Source organism: Nocardioides sp. OK12, assembly GCF_024341885.1.
Lineage (GTDB): Bacteria > Actinomycetota > Actinomycetes > Propionibacteriales > Nocardioidaceae > Nocardioides > Nocardioides marinisabuli.
The window spans coordinates 1-13744 of sequence record NZ_BNET01000009.1 but is presented as its reverse complement, the minus strand read 5'-3'; the positions used below and the strand labels follow the sequence as shown (position 1 = coordinate 13744).

Sequence of the window (13744 nt, the reverse complement as noted above, 5' to 3'; positions counted from 1 at the left end):
GCGGGACCACTGGTCCCGCCCCGCCGTTCCTATGCTGGCGACATGTCAGCAGGGGAGTGCGCGCGCGAGGACCGGGACCGGCTGCTGGAGACGGTGCGGACCTCCGTCATCGGCGAGGACCAGGTGATGGCCACGCCCTACGGGCCGCGCCGGGTCACCTACGCCGACTACACCGCCTCCGGCCGGGCCCTGTCGTTCATCGAGGACTTCGTGCGCGAGCAGGTGCTGCCGGCCTACGCCAACACCCACACCGAGTCCTCCGGCACCGGCCTGCAGACCACCCGGCTGCGCGAAGAGGCCCGCGAGACGATCCGCGCGGCGTGCGGCGGCGACGAGTCGACGGTGGTGCTCTTCGCCGGCTCCGGGAGCACCGGTGCCATCGCCAAGCTGATCGGGGTCCTGGGCCTGCGGGTGCCCTCGGTGCTCGACGACGCCCACCACCTCACCGACCGGATCGCGCCCGAGCAGCGCCCCGTCGTGTTCGTCGGGCCCTACGAGCACCACTCCAACGAGGTGCCGTGGCGCGAGACCATCGCCGACGTCGTCGTGATCCCCGAGGACGCCGACGGCCACATCGACCAGGCCTGCCTGCGCGAGCGCCTCGTGGAGCACGCCGACCGGCCGCTGCTGATCGGGTCGTTCTCGGCGGCCAGCAACGTGACCGGCATCCTCTCCGACACCGCGGGCATCGCGGAGGTGCTCCACGAGCACGGCGCGCTGTCGCTGTGGGACTTCGCCGCGGCGGCGCCGTACGTCGACATCGAGATGGGCTCGCTCGCCGGGCGCCCGCTGTCCTACAAGGACGCCGTGTTCATCTCCCCCCACAAGTTCATCGGCGGCCCGTCGACACCCGGGGTGCTGGTGGCGCGCCGCGAGCTGTTCGGCAACCGGGTGCCCGACGTGCCCGGGGGCGGGACCGTGGCCTACGTCAACGACGACGACCACCGCTACCTCGCCGACCCCACGCACCGCGAGGAGGGCGGCACCCCGGCCATCATCGAGTCGATCCGCGCCGGCCTGGTCTTCGGCCTCAAGCAGGCCGTGGGCACCGACACGATCCGTGAGCAGGAGGAGCGCCACCTCTCCCGCGCGGTGGGCGCCTGGCGCGACGAGCCGGCGCTGGAGCTGCTCGGCAGCCTCGACGCCCAGCGGCTCTCGATCGTCTCGTTCGTCGTGCGCTCGCCCTCGGGGCGCTACCTGCACCACAACTACGTGGTCGCGCTGCTCAACGACCTCTTCGGCATCCAGTCGCGCGGCGGCTGCTCGTGCGCCGGCCCCTACGGGCACCGCCTGCTGGGCATCGACCTCGAGCGCTCCCACGAGTTCGAGCGCGAGATCGCCGGCGGGTGCGAGGGCATCAAGCCCGGCTGGGTGCGCATCAACTTCAACTACTTCGTCTCCGACACGGTCGTCGACTACCTGGTCGAGGCGGTGCGGATGGTCGCCCGCGACGGCTGGCGGCTGCTGGGCGACTACCGCTTCGAGGTCGCCACCGGTCTGTGGCGCCACCGCGACGGCCTCGTCGAGCCGCCCCTCTCGCTGCGCCAGGTCTCGTACGCCGGCGGGGTGCCGCACATGCCGCAGCACCGCGAGCGCGGGGGAGAGGAGCTGCTTGCCGAGCACCTGCGCGACGCGCGCGAGGTGCTCGCCGCCGAGCGCGACCTCCCGGATCTCACCGACCACCCGGGGCAGGTCTCCGCCGACTTCGAGCACCTGCGCTGGTTCGACCTGCCGCCGGAGTGCCTGGCCTGAACGTCGGCCGAGCGGTCACTTCTGAACCACCCACCGGTCACCTTTGAACCGCCCACCGGTCAGGTCAGGTCCGGACCGTCCCGCCACCCCCGGCGTACCCCCGGCGTACGCCGTCGCGGTGGGTACGCCGCCGACCCGCCGGGGGTTCGTAGCTGACTGCTAGGTGGGTCAAAACCGACCGCTCGATGGTTCAAAAGTGACCGCTCGGCCGTCAGAGGCGCACGACCATCTTGCCGGTGTTGGCGCCGGAGAGCAGGCCGAGGAAGGCGTCCACGGTGCTGTCGAGGCCCTCGGTGACGGTCTCGCGCGCGACCAGCTCGCCGTCGGCGACCCACTGGCCGGCGCGGCGGTAGAACTCGCCGGCGGCCTCGGCGTGGTCGCTGACGATGAAGCCGCGCAGCGTCAGGCGCTTCTGCACCAGCATCATCATGTTGCGCGGGCCGCTGGGAGCCTCGGTGGCGTTGTAGCTGGCGATCGCGCCGCAGGCCGCCACCCGGCCGAAGTCGGCCATGGCGCCGATGGCGGCCTCGAGGTGGTCGCCGCCCACGTTGTCGAAGTACACGTCGATGGGGCCGTGCTCGCGCAGCTGCTTGTGCACCGGGCCGTCGTGGTAGTCGAAGGCGGCGTCGAAGCCGAGCTCCTCGGTCAGCCAGCGGACCTTCTCCGGGGTGCCGGCCGAGCCGATCACCTTCGAGGCGCCGAGGTGGCGGGCCATCTGGCCGGCCAGCGAGCCGACGGCCCCGGCCGCGCCGGAGACGAAGACGACGTCGCCCTCCGCCATCTGCGCGACCCGGGTCAGGCCGACGTACGCCGTCAGGCCCGGCATGCCGAGGACGCCGAGGTAGGCGGAGGCGGGGATCGCGGACGTGTCGACCTTGCGCGCCGCCGAGGCGGGCAGCACGGCGTGCTCGCGCCAGCCGGCCATGTGCAGCACGGTGTCGCCGACCGACAGCGACTCGTCGTTGCTCTCGACCACCTCGCCGACGGCGCCGCCCTCCATGGGCGCGTCGAGGGCGTACGGCGGCACGTAGGACTTGGTGTCGTTCATCCGGCCGCGCATGTAGGGGTCGACGGAGAGGAAGGTGTTGCGCACCAGGACCTCGCCGGCGCCGGGGGCGGGCAGCTCGGTCTCGACGGTGCGGAAGTCGGTGGGCACCGGCTCCCCGTGCGGGCGGGCGGTCAGCTGGATCTGTCGGGTGGGGGTGCTCATGCCCCCGATCCTGCCAGGGCGCCGGGCGGGCCCGGGTCGCGCCGGGGGGTGCGTGAGATCACAGCGTCGGCAAAGACGGGTCCATGTGTAGCGACCGCTACAGTGTAAGCGTCGTCAAAGAGGATGACTCATGACCGGATCGGTCATGGAACCGCACCACGAGACCTGGTCCGAGATGGGCCGAGAGGGATGAGAATCATGAGCACGCAGCTGGACCTGGCCAACGGCATCGCCGCCGGACGGCGCCGCCCGGACCAGGAGCACGCACTGCTGCGCAACGTCGAGCTGGCCGTCGAGGCCCAGCGCCCCAAGCGGCTGACCCGCCGCCTGCTCGGTCGCTGAGCGACCCGGACCAGTCGGTCCGGGGCTCTCGTGACGTTCGGGGCTCTGGGGCTACTGCTGCAGGCCCAGTGCGAACTCGACCTTGCCGGTCGGGTCGACGGCGGCGTCGAGCACCTTGTCGTCGAGCATGACCGCGGCCGACTCGTCGAGGTAGATGGTCGCGCCGGACTGCTCGACGACCTGGTCGCCGGGCTGGCCGGCGTCAGCGGCCGTGACGGCGAAGCTGGGGTCGGTCTCGGACTCCGAGGTGATGCGGAGCCCGGCGGTGTCGGGGAGGCCGTCCTGGGACGCGATCTCCTTGACGATGGTGGTGGCGTTCTCGGTGAGGGTGAGCATGTGGACTCGCTTTCCTCAGGTGGGGTGCAGAAGTCCTCCACACAACCCGACACGTCGCCGAGCTTCAAGTCGGCGGCGATCCCGGGCGTGTCGGTCGTGGGAGGGTGGGGCCATGAGCGACGACGAACCCCGCACCAGCCCCCAGACCGGTCCCGAGACCCTGCGCAGCGTCGACCTGGTCAAGATCGGGCCCGAGCGGTTCAAGGCCACCAACGGTCGCGGGGGCGTGCTGCCCATCGGGCACGGCGACGACCCCGACTTCACGCCTGTCGAGCTGATGCTGGCCGCCGTGGCCGGCTGCGGCGCCATCGACCTGACGCTGGTGACCGGCAAGCGCGCCGAGCCGACGGCCTTCGCCGCGCACGCCGAGGGCCACAAGATCCGTGACGAGGGCGGCAACCGGGTCACCGGCATCACCGTCACGTTCGAGATCGAGTTCCCCGAGGGGCCCGAGGGTGACGCCGCGCGCGCCGTCGTGCCGCGCACGGTGCAGCAGGTCCAGGACCGGCTGTGCACCGTGGGCCGCACGATCACCGTGGGCGACCAGGTGCGCTACCGCACCGCCGACCAGGACTGAGCGCGCCCGGGCCCGGGGCCGCCCGGCCTCAGCCGACGGTGACGCCCTCGATGTCGACGGCCGTGTTGGGGGCGCCGTCGCCGGGGCCGTTGCTGTCGTCGGCGCCGTCGGCGGCGGCCTGGGCCACAGCCTTCACCCCGGCGGCGTCGACGGTGCCGAAGACGGTGTACTGGGCCGGCAGCGGGGTGTCCTCGTAGACGATGAAGAACTGCGAGCCGCCCGAGTCGGGGTACGGCGTCTTCGCCATCGCCAGCGTGCCCGCGGGGTAGGTCTCCTCGCCGCTGAGCTCGTCGGGGATCGTGTAGCCGGGGCCGCCGGTGCCGGTGGCGGTCGGGTCGCCGCACTGGAGCACGAAGATGCCCTGGGTGGTGAGGCGGTGGCAGGTGGTGCCGGCGAAGTAGTCCTGCTCGGCCAGGGAGACGAAGGAGCCGACCGTGCACGGGGTGCTGGAGGCGTCGAGGGTGGCCTCGAGGTCGCCGATGCTGGTCGCCATCGTCACCTGGATCTCGCCCTCGACGGTCGGGTCGGCGGGCGGGAGGTCGACGTCCTTGGAGGGGTTGCCGTCCTCGACGTAGGCGCACTCGCCCTCCGCGGCGGGGCCGAACGAGCCGGTGTCGCCGGCCTCGCCCGAGGAGGCCTCGGGGCTCTGGCCGCTCTCGGTGGTGGGGGAGTCGGAGGCGGACGAGTCGTTCTCGGAGCCGCACGCGGCGAGGGCGCCGACGCAGGCCAGGACGGCCATGGTGGCGAGGGGTCGGGTCAGCATGGCGTGCATCGTAGGTGAGGCGTCTGAGCGGGACCTGAGCGACCCGCTGCGACCCGGTGGGACCCGGGGGCGCTCAGGAGTTCAGGCCCCGGGCGGTCACCGGCCAGGGCCGCAGCCCGCCGGCCTCCTCGACCCAGAGCTCGTCGGCGAGGTTGACCGCGGCGCAGGCGTGGTTGGGCACCACGTCGAGCTGCTCACCCAGCCGCGGGGCGCGTCCGGGCCCCGCGTCCACGACGGCGTGGTGCTCCGAGAGGGACAGGATGCGCGCGTCGGGGCGGTGCAGCAGGCGCCCGAAGCCGCTGGCGTACGACGCCCGGTCGGCCCCCAGCACCTTGCTGCCGGTGTCGAGCACGACCCGGCCCCCGGCCACGCTGACCACCGTGGCGCGCGCGGTCAGGGCGATGTCGTCGGGGCTGCAGGTGCCGAGCTCCCACTGCTGGGCGTCGCCGAAGACGTAGACGCCGGGGCGCAGCTCGAACTCGGCGGTGTCGTCGTCGTCGCCGTAGGCCCGCGGGCCCGACAGGCTGGCGGCGAGCGTGGGGGTGGAGCCGCCCGAGACGACGCGCACGGGCAGGCCGGTGGCCTCCACCGAGCGCCGGGCCACCCGCAGCGAGTGCGCCTCGGCGGCGGCGACCTCGGCGACCGCCCCGGGTGCGTAGCCGTGCCCGGGGAAGGTGAAGACCCCGCGCACCGGCAGTCCCGCGCGGCGCGCGGCCTGCGCGACCACGCCGGCCAGCTCGGGGGCGACGCCCGTGCGGTGGTGCCCGGAGTCGATCTCGACGAGCACCTCGATGCCGGTGCCGCCCAGGCGGCGCCCGGTGTTGGCGGCGCCCTGCGCCGAGTCGACGCCGACCGCCACCCGGGCGATCTCGGCGAGGTCGCGCAGCCGGGCGGCGCGGTCGTCGTCGACCCAGACCGGGTAGGCGATGAAGACGTCGGTGCACCCGAGCCGCGCGAAGGCCTCGGCCTCCCCGACCGTGGCCACGGTGATCCCGCGCGCCCCGGAGACCAGCTGGAGGCGGGCGATCTCGATGCTCTTGTGAGTCTTGACGTGCGGGCGCAGGGCCACCCGCGCAGCCGCCGCGTGGTCGGCGGCGCGGCGTACGTTGTGGCGCAGCCGGTCGAGGTCCACACGCAGGTGCGGGGTCGGCACGGGCATGCCCGCAGCCTAGGTCGCGGCGGTTCTCACTCGGCGCCGGGGGTGACGCCCGGCCGGGCGGTGTGGTGGGGCAGCCCGTGGGTGCGCCGGTCCTCCTTCATCTCCGCCTCGTAGAGGTGGCGGCGGCCCCCGACGAGCTCGTCGCGCGCCTGCTTCTCGAGGCGCTTGAAGTCGGCGTAGTAGCCGTCGTCGTACTCCTCCATGACCTGGAAGGTCCAGCGGCCGTCCAGCACGTTGCGCCCCACCAGCTCACGGTCGATGAGGTCGGCCAGCTCGGTGTGCCCGGCCTCGCGCAGCTGCTCGACGCCCTCGCCGAGGGTCAGGTCGGCGGTGCCGGAGAGGCGGTGGAAGGTGTAGAGGTGCCCGCGCGCGATCTCGATCGCCTCGAGCGCCTCCGAGACCTTGCCCAGCGCCTCGACGGTCTTGTCGTCGGTGCCGTCGGGGCGCTGGTGCTCGGCGTCGGGGCGGTCGCTCACCGCAGGACCTGGCCGGCGTCGGCCGAGCCGTTGGCCTCGATCTCGTGGGTCAGGGCGGAGACCTGGTCGTCGCTGAGCTGCACGCCGGCCTCGGCGAGGCCCTCGCGCAGGTTGGCCTCCACGGTGCCCTCGGGGGCGCTCTCCTGGTAGCTGTTGACGCGGTCGACGACGGCCTGGACGGCGGTGACCTGCTCGGACGTGAGGTTGTTGTCGCTCATGACCGTGAACGTACGTCGCGCGGACGCGCCGCCCACCACCCTGCAGGGGGGTCCGGCCAAGAGGTCCGGCTGCGAGGTCCGGCTGCGAGGTCCGGTTGGGGGCCGCGACCTACCGTGGAGGCCATGAGGCCCGCAGCCGGTACGTCGCGGCGTGCGCCGGCGCCGGTGGTGCTGGCGGTGCTGGCCGGCGCGCTGCTGGGCGCCGCCGGCTGCGCGGGCCCCGCGGACCCCGAGCCTGCGGCGACCCCCGAGACGACCCCCGCGGCCACCCCGGAGGCCACCCCGGAGGCGACCCCGGAGGCGAGGCTGGAACCCGCGGCGACGTTGGAGCCCGAGGAGCCCGTGCTCGCCTCCGACGGGCGACCGGTGCGCGCCGCCCTGTCGATCCCGCGGCTGGGCATCACCGACCTGGCCGTCCTGCCCTACCGCGGCGTCACCGACGACGCCCCCGGCAGCCGGATCCAGGACGGCGGGGTCGCGGCGAGCCCCCACGGTCCCGGCGGCGGGGTGGGCCCGGGCGGGGTGGGCAGCTTCCAGGTCACCGGGCACCGGCTCTCGGCGGGCGGGGTGTTCCGCGAGCTGCCCTCTCTGGTGCGTGGCGACCGGGTGCACGTCGAGGCCCTCGGCACCCGCTACGTCTACGAGATCACCGGCACCCGCACGACCTCCTTCCGCTCGGCCCGCTCGCTGCGCGAGCAGCGCGCGGCGGTGCCGGGGCGCCCGGGGGTCGAGCCCACCCAGGCGATGATCGTGCTGTCGACCTGCCGCACCCTGGAGGACCACGCCGAGGGCAACTACTGGTCCGACCGGTTCGGCAACCCCGAGCACCGCATCGACAAGATCGGTGTGCTGCGCCGGATCGTGCCCGCCGGCGGTTGAGGACGCCCGGCCCCGGGGCCCGCCTGCTCAGCGGAAGGCGGCGTACCCGGCCCGGAAGGCCTCGAAGGAGCCGGGGCTGCTCCAGATCCGCCAGTCGGCCTCCTTGTCGAAGTGGAACCAGGTCAGCCCGCGCACCGCGGGGGTGCGGTCGAGCCAGGCCCACATGTCGCGCAGCCAGGCGCCCTTGTCGCCACCCTGCTCGGCGCTGCCGACCTCGCCGATGAAGAACGGGCGCGAGGTGAAGGCGGAGATCTCGGCGAGGCCGGGGCCGAAGACCTGCTCGGCGCTCTGCCAGCTCGACCACGACTGGGTGGTGCCCCAGTTGTAGCCGTCGAGGCCGACGCGGTCCACCACGTCGTCGCCGGGGTAGAGGCCGGCCAGCGGCACCGAGCCGTGGAAGGGCACGTTGGGGGCCCAGAACCACGAGACGTTGGTGACGCGCTGGGCGCGGAAGACCTTGACGACGTGGCGCCAGGCGGCGCGGTAGTCACCGGCCTCGTTGCCGTTGACGCCCTCGGCCCAGGGGTACCAGGAGCCGTTCATCTCGTGGGCCATCCGGATCACCAGCGGGGCGCCGTAGGAGCGCACCTGGCGCGCCCAGCGCTTGAGGTAGGCGTCGTGGGCGCCGGCGGCGATCCGGTCGAGCGCGTACGCCGGCTGCGTGGTGCCGGCCGCGGGGTCCCACGGCTCCCAGGTCAGCTCGGGCACCGCCCCGGCCGCGGCGATGCGGGCGGCGTCGGCGGCCGGGAAGTCGGGCACGGTGGCCCAAGCCGCGTAGAAGGTGACCTGCTCGGGGCGACGGCCCAGGGCGTTGCCGAGGTCCTCGTACTCGCGCAGGTCGGTGGGCGCACCGGGCACCGCCACCCCGAGCAGGCGCTCGGTGGGCTGGGGAGCGGCGGCGGCGCGCGCCGGGGCCTTGCGCGGGCGGGCCGCGTCGGCGGGCGCCGAGAGCAGCAGGATGCCGAGCGAGGCCACGGCCAGGGCGACGACCGCGGTGCCGGCGCGGCTGAGGCGGGAGCGGTCGGGACGACGGGAGAGCTCGGACATCGGGGATCCTCGGGGGTGGATCGTGGACGTCGCCGTGGGGCGGCGCGTCGTGGCGGGGGACCACGACGGACACCATGGTGGGGCCTTGAGGTGACCTTGCGCTCACCTTGCAGAAAACTTTAGTAAGCGGTGCGTCACAGATCCGCGCGCAGCACCTGGCGCACCACCGGCTCGAAGGCGTCGGTGAGGGCGGCGTAGCCCGCCTCGTTGGGGTGGAAGAAGTCGGCGGCCAGCTTGCCGCGCCACGAGGCGGGCCCGTCGGTGCGCAGGTCGACGACCCGCAGGTGCCCGCGGCGCGCCGCCTCGTCGAGGTGGCGGTTGGCCAGCCTGGCCGCGGCCCGGGGCTGGGGGAGCGTGGTGACCACGCTGCCGCGCGGCAGCCGCGAGACGAGCTCGGCCATGGCGTCGGGCAGCCGGGTGCGGTGCCGGGCGCCGCTGAAGAGGTCGTTGGAGCCGACCATCACCGTGACCAGGTCGGGCAGGGGCGAGAGCGCGGCCGGCAGCGCCGCCCAGGCCGGCAGCTGCTGGTCGACGACGTCGGGCACCCGCGCGCCGGTGGCCGACAGGTTCACCACCTGCAGGTCCGCGCCCGCCGGCCCGAGCCGGCCGAGGAGCTGGTCGACCCAGCCCCGGTCGGGGCCCTCGGCGCCGATCGCCTGCGACATCGAGTCGCCGAGGACCACCCAGCGCCGCCCCGGCGCGAGCGCCGCCTCGCGGGAGCGCGCGTGCCAGGCGTCGGCGTACGGCTCGGCCTGCCGGCGCACCCGGGCGACACCCGGCACCACGACGCCCAGGGCCCGCACGGTGCGGCCGGGTGGTCGGCCGGTGCGGTTGGCGTAGGCGGGCGGTCGGCTCATGTGACGATCATGTCCGACACCCCCACGAGAGGTCGCCATGGTGACGCTGCACCTGCTGGTCCACCCCGAGGCGACCCACGTCGTCGAGGGCCTGGTCGGCGGTTGGTACGACGCCGCGCTCACCGCGCGCGGCGAGGCGCAGGCAGCGGCCGTGGCTGCCGCGCTCGCGACCGCCCTGGCGCCGCCGCTCGGGTCGGGGGAGCGGGTCGCGGTCGTCTCCTCGGACCTGCGGCGCTGTCGACGCACCGCCGAGGCGGTGACGGGCGCCCTGGCCCGCGTCGCCGGTCGCGCGCCGGCGGTCGATCTCGACGCCGGCCTCCGCGAGCAGTCCTACGGCGAGGCCGAGGGTCACCCGGTCGGCACCCACCCGTGGCGCCCGCCGGGCCCCGGTGACGACGCGCTGCACCACCACGACGGCGTCCCAGGCTCGGAGACGCGTGCGCAGGTGGTGGGCCGGGTGCACGCCGCGGTGCAGCGCCACCTGGCCGCGGCTCCCGAGCACCTGGTGGTGGTCACCCACGGGGGAGCCGCGACCTACGTGGTGACGGCCTGGCTGGGGCTGCCGCTCGAGGTGGTGGGCAGGGTGCGCTTCCGGACGCCGCCGGGCAGCATCACCACGCTGCGCGAGGACCCGGCGACCGGTGACCGGCGCGTCGAGGTGCTTGGCGACGTGCGGCACCTCGACGCGCCCTGAGGCGCGGGCCTCAGCGCTGCTGGCGGGCCCGCCACCGCTCGATGTCGACGCCCGCCCGGTCGGCGGCCCGTCGGGCCCGGCGGCTGTCGAGGTCGGGTGCGAGCACCACGGCGGGCTCGATGCCGGCGTCGAGGTCGGCGTACGGCCGCTGGCTGCGGGCGATCTCGGCGGCCGGGACCCGGCGCTCCCCGGTGGGCCGGGCGGTCCCGGCGGGCACCTGGGCCTCGACGGCGGGCAGGTAGCCCTGGGCGTGGCCCGGGACGTTGGGGTGGTAGCTCTCGACGACCGGGTAGGACAGGCCGTTGAGCCACTCGGTGTCGGCGCACACAGCGTGGCCGACGAAGCGGCTGGTCGGGTCGGCGAAGCCGAAGCCGCGGGCCGCGGCCTGCTCGCGCAGCCGCTGGTTGAGCAGGTCGGCGGTCGCGTTGAGCTGGGCGCGCTCGGAGGCGGAGAAGAAGGTGAGCGCGTTGCAGTCCTCGTCGCCGAAGATGCGTGGGTAGCCGGCGACCACCACGCGCGCCTGCGGTGCACGGGTGCGGATCTGGGAGTAGAGGGTGGACAGCCGCCCGGGCAGGGTGGTGTTGATGAAGCTGCGCGCCCCGTCGACGGCCTTCGTGCAGCTGGCCATCCACCACGGCGTGGCACAGGTGGTCAGCACGTCGGCGAACCCGGCGTCGTTGCCGCCCACGGAGATGGTGACGTAGGCGGTCGAGGCGCTGAGCGCGCCGAGCTGGGCCGCGGTCACGTCGGCGACCACCGCGCCCGAGCACGCGCGCAGGTTGAGCGAGTAGCCGCGACGGGCCGCCAGCAGGCTGGGGTAGGCCTTGGTCGAGCGCAGGCAGTCGGTGCCGTCGGCGACGTAGGAGCGGGTGCCGGTGCCCGAGGAGTAGGAGTCCCCGAGGGCGACGTACGACGGCCCGGCCTGGTCGGCGGAGACGGCCGGGGTCGTGGGACCCCCGGGGGAGAGCAGGGCGCCGAGGACGGCGAGGGGCAGGGCGGCGCGCCGGAGGGCGCGGCCGGTGGGACGAGCAGCCACGTGAGACTTCCGATCCGAGACAGGGTCACCCCGATGTGACCCGGGTCACCCATAGGTACCACACGGGGTATCCGACGGGCCTAGGCTGGAGCGGTGGCAGCAGACCCGGAGGCGGGGGGACCGCAGTCGTCGTCGGAGCACCCGGCGACCTGGAGGTTCGACTACCCGGTCTTCCACGCCGAGACCCGCGCGCAGTGGCGCGCCTGGCTGGCCGAGCACCACGGCGTGGCGCCGGGGGTGTGGCTGTGCTCCTGGCGCAGCGCGACGGGCAGGCCGCGGTGCCCCTACCCCGAGGTGGTCGAGGAGGCGCTGTGCTTCGGCTGGATCGACTCGACGATGACCAACCTCGACGACGAGCGGAGCCTGCAGCTGCTCACGCCGCGCCGGGCGAGGAGCACGTGGACCCGGCTGAACCGGCAGCGGGTCACCGACCTGGAGGCCGCGGGCCTGATGACCGACGCCGGGCGCCGGGCCGTGGAGGTGGCGCGCGCGAACGGCTGGTGGACGGTGCTCGACCCGGTGGAGGACCTGGTCGAGCCCGACGACCTGGCCGCCGCCCTCGACGCAGCGCCGGCGGCCCGCGTCGCGTGGGACGGCTTCCCGCCCAGTGCCCGCAAGGCGATGCTGTGGTGGGTGATCAGCGCCGTGCGCCCGGAGACCCGGGCCCGCCGGGTCGCGGCGGTGGCCGACCGGGCGGCGGTGGGGGAGCGCGCGCAGGGCTGAACCGGACCCCGGTGAGTGACGGGGTGGGTGACAGGGGAGGCGCCCGCTGCGATGCTGGGCCGCCCGTGCGGCACCGGTCCGTGCGTGGGAGGGGAGCGGCGTGGGCTACGCGGAGGCGCTGGACGCGCTGGTGGCGGCGGCACCGCCCGGCTCGGGGGTGCGTTCGCTGCTGCGCCCGTGTGCGGCCGGGCTGGTCAGCGAGGACACCGAGCGCACCGGCGTCCTGCGCCGGCGTACGCCGGTGGCGCCGCCCGTGACCGGCTCCTACGTCGGGGGGCACCCCTTCCTGCCCGACGACGCCGAGTGGCCCCGCGACCCGGACGAGTGGCCGATGCACTTCGTGCTGCAGGTGGCCTTCGCCGACGTGCCCGCCCTGCCGGGCTTCCCGCGCGAGGGGCTGCTGCAGATGTTCGTGCGTGACGACTCGACCCACGGGCTCACCTTCGACGACACCGCCGGGACCCGCGGTCTGCTGTGCCGCTGGTACGACGCCGCCGCGCTGGCGCGACCGGTCGAGGTGACCTCGACGACGCCGGTCTTCACCAGCGACGACTCACCGCTGGCCGACCCGCAGCACCCGGTGGCGCTGGAGTTCACGTCCATCTGGTCGCTGCCGCTGGGCTGGGAGAACCTGGCCGACGACGTGGCGGCCGCCCCGGAGGCGTTCGCTGCGCTCGAGGAGCTGCTCGAGACCCGCGAGGACCTCGTCGAGGCGCTCGAGCAGGCCGTGGCCGAGCACGGTCGGTGGAGCGGGGTCCACGTCGGCGGCTGGCCGTCGTTCGTGCAGGGCGCCCCCGACGTGCCGGCGTACGGCTCGTCGCAGGTGCTGGTCGGCATGGCCGGCGGGCTCTTCGAGTGGGGCGACGTCGGCAACGCCCACCTCTTCGGCGACCCCGAGGCCCTGGCCGCGGGTGACGTCTCGCGGCTGTGGTGGGAGTGGGCGAGCTGAGGGTCCCGCTCGTCCGCAGCCCCGCGGAGCAGGCGGACGACGAGGCGTTCCTGCGCCTGTACGGCGAGTGGGCGCCGCTGACGCCGCTGCAGATGGCCGCCGAGATGGCCGGCTTCGACCGGCCGTGGTGGGTGGTCGGCGGCTGGGCGGTGGAGGCGGCGACCGGGTTCCGCCGCGAGCACGAGGACCTCGACGTCTCGATCCTGGCCTGCGACGTGCCGGCCCTCGTCGAGCACCTGCGCGGACGCTGGCACGTCTGGAGCAACGCGGGCGGCGTGCTGCGGCCGCTGGGGGAGCGGTGGGCCGACGTCGAGGACCCCGCCAGCCAGCTGTGGCTGCGCGCGAGCGCGGCGGACCCGTGGGTGGTCGACGTGCCCCTGACGCCGGACCGTGACGGGCGCTGGACCCACAAGTTCCTGCCCGGTGAGGACGCCCGGGTCGAGGACGTGACGTGGGTGGCCGACGACGGCATCCGCTACCTGGCGCCCGAGATCGTGCTGTCCTACAAGGCCCGGCTCGGGCGGGCCAAGGACGACCCCGACCTGGAGGCGTGCCTGCCGGTGCTGACGTCGCAGAAGCGCGCGTGGCTGCGGCGGGCGGTCGAGCAGACCGCGCCGGGCCACCCGTGGCTGGATCGTCTCCAGCAGCCCTAGGTGTGATGTCCAGCCAGGTTGTCCAACCTGGTGATGGGTGTCGCCTTGCCGATCGCTGAGTGGGGCCGGTGGT

17 protein-coding genes are annotated in these 13744 nt (G+C 74.6%); 8 read left to right on the top strand and 9 right to left on the bottom strand.

Translation table 11 applies throughout. The annotated features are described in order from the left end of the window. Nucleotides 1-42 precede the first annotated feature (42 nt). On the top strand, nucleotides 43-1752 hold the full coding sequence (locus OCU29_RS18735) for an aminotransferase class V-fold PLP-dependent enzyme (protein WP_261821114.1): 1710 nt from the start codon (nucleotides 43-45) through the stop codon (nucleotides 1750-1752). Between the two features lie 211 nt (nucleotides 1753-1963). On the opposite strand, the gene OCU29_RS18730 is transcribed toward OCU29_RS18735, so the two are convergent. Continuing rightward, entirely contained in the window at nucleotides 1964-2962 is a 999-nt protein-coding gene (locus tag OCU29_RS18730) for an NADP-dependent oxidoreductase (protein ID WP_179616508.1), read from the bottom strand. A 198-nt stretch (nucleotides 2963-3160) separates the two neighbouring features. Here OCU29_RS18730 and OCU29_RS18725 point away from each other — a divergent pair, with 198 nt between their 5' ends. Beyond that, nucleotides 3161-3304: a hypothetical protein gene (locus OCU29_RS18725; protein WP_179616509.1), complete on the top strand. Its 144-nt coding sequence runs from the start codon at nucleotides 3161-3163 to the stop codon at nucleotides 3302-3304. Between the two features lie 51 nt (nucleotides 3305-3355). On the opposite strand, the gene OCU29_RS18720 is transcribed toward OCU29_RS18725, so the two are convergent. Continuing rightward, nucleotides 3356-3640 carry a Fe-S cluster assembly protein HesB gene (locus OCU29_RS18720; protein WP_179616510.1) on the bottom strand — a complete coding sequence of 95 codons (285 nt, stop codon included), beginning with the start codon at nucleotides 3638-3640 and terminating at the stop codon, nucleotides 3356-3358. 112 nt (nucleotides 3641-3752) lie between these two features. On the opposite strand from OCU29_RS18720, the gene OCU29_RS18715 reads away from it, so the two are divergent. Then, nucleotides 3753-4217: an OsmC family protein gene (locus tag OCU29_RS18715; protein WP_261821113.1), complete on the top strand. Its 465-nt coding sequence runs from the start codon at nucleotides 3753-3755 to the stop codon at nucleotides 4215-4217. 28 nt (nucleotides 4218-4245) lie between these two features. Here OCU29_RS18715 and OCU29_RS18710 read toward each other — a convergent pair whose 3' ends face one another. The 4 genes from OCU29_RS18710 to OCU29_RS18695 all read right to left on the bottom strand — a co-directional run bounded on the left by OCU29_RS18710 (nucleotide 4246) and on the right by OCU29_RS18695 (nucleotide 6833). After that, on the bottom strand, nucleotides 4246-4980 hold the full coding sequence (locus tag OCU29_RS18710; RefSeq protein WP_261821112.1) for a peptidylprolyl isomerase: 735 nt from the start codon (nucleotides 4978-4980) through the stop codon (nucleotides 4246-4248). Nucleotides 4981-5053: 73 nt separating this feature from the next. Then, nucleotides 5054-6139 (bottom strand): alanine racemase, encoded by a 1086-nt coding sequence (locus OCU29_RS18705; protein WP_261821111.1) that lies wholly within the window; start codon nucleotides 6137-6139, stop codon nucleotides 5054-5056. A gap of 26 nt (nucleotides 6140-6165) precedes the next feature. Further along, the gene (locus OCU29_RS18700; protein WP_179616514.1) at nucleotides 6166-6615 is read right to left on the bottom strand and encodes a hypothetical protein; all 450 of its coding nucleotides are present in this window, start codon (nucleotides 6613-6615) and stop codon (nucleotides 6166-6168) included. Further along, entirely contained in the window at nucleotides 6612-6833 is a 222-nt protein-coding gene (locus OCU29_RS18695) for a hypothetical protein (protein ID WP_179616515.1), read from the bottom strand. The genes OCU29_RS18700 and OCU29_RS18695 overlap by 4 nt, the downstream gene beginning before the upstream one ends. Before the next feature lie 123 nt (nucleotides 6834-6956). Between OCU29_RS18695 and OCU29_RS18690 the strand changes: the two genes are divergently transcribed. After that, nucleotides 6957-7712 (top strand): sortase domain-bontaining protein, encoded by a 756-nt coding sequence (locus tag OCU29_RS18690; protein WP_261821110.1) that lies wholly within the window; start codon nucleotides 6957-6959, stop codon nucleotides 7710-7712. A gap of 27 nt (nucleotides 7713-7739) precedes the next feature. On the opposite strand, the gene OCU29_RS18685 is transcribed toward OCU29_RS18690, so the two are convergent. Continuing rightward, entirely contained in the window at nucleotides 7740-8759 is a 1020-nt protein-coding gene (locus OCU29_RS18685; protein ID WP_179616517.1) for a glycoside hydrolase family 26 protein, read from the bottom strand. A 134-nt stretch (nucleotides 8760-8893) separates the two neighbouring features. Next, nucleotides 8894-9616, bottom strand: a complete 723-nt coding sequence (locus OCU29_RS18680) for an SGNH/GDSL hydrolase family protein (protein ID WP_261821109.1) — start codon at nucleotides 9614-9616, stop codon at nucleotides 8894-8896. A 37-nt stretch (nucleotides 9617-9653) separates the two neighbouring features. On the opposite strand from OCU29_RS18680, the gene OCU29_RS18675 reads away from it, so the two are divergent. Further along, nucleotides 9654-10310 (top strand): histidine phosphatase family protein, encoded by a 657-nt coding sequence (locus OCU29_RS18675; protein WP_261821108.1) that lies wholly within the window; start codon nucleotides 9654-9656, stop codon nucleotides 10308-10310. Nucleotides 10311-10320: 10 nt separating this feature from the next. Here the strand turns inward: OCU29_RS18675 and OCU29_RS18670 are convergent, their stop codons facing one another. Further along, nucleotides 10321-11346 carry an SGNH/GDSL hydrolase family protein gene (locus tag OCU29_RS18670; RefSeq protein ID WP_261821107.1) on the bottom strand — a complete coding sequence of 342 codons (1026 nt, stop codon included), beginning with the start codon at nucleotides 11344-11346 and terminating at the stop codon, nucleotides 10321-10323. 93 nt (nucleotides 11347-11439) lie between these two features. Between OCU29_RS18670 and OCU29_RS18665 the strand changes: the two genes are divergently transcribed. The 3 genes from OCU29_RS18665 (at nucleotide 11440) to OCU29_RS18655 (ending at nucleotide 13671) form a co-directional block, all read left to right on the top strand. After that, nucleotides 11440-12069, top strand: a complete 630-nt coding sequence (locus OCU29_RS18665) for a YdeI family protein (RefSeq protein ID WP_261821106.1) — start codon at nucleotides 11440-11442, stop codon at nucleotides 12067-12069. A gap of 100 nt (nucleotides 12070-12169) precedes the next feature. Then, nucleotides 12170-13018: a YwqG family protein gene (locus OCU29_RS18660; protein ID WP_261821105.1), complete on the top strand. Its 849-nt coding sequence runs from the start codon at nucleotides 12170-12172 to the stop codon at nucleotides 13016-13018. Continuing rightward, on the top strand, nucleotides 13006-13671 hold the full coding sequence (locus OCU29_RS18655) for a hypothetical protein (protein WP_261821104.1): 666 nt from the start codon (nucleotides 13006-13008) through the stop codon (nucleotides 13669-13671). Before OCU29_RS18660 ends, OCU29_RS18655 begins: the two co-directional genes overlap by 13 nt. Nucleotides 13672-13744 lie beyond the last annotated feature (73 nt).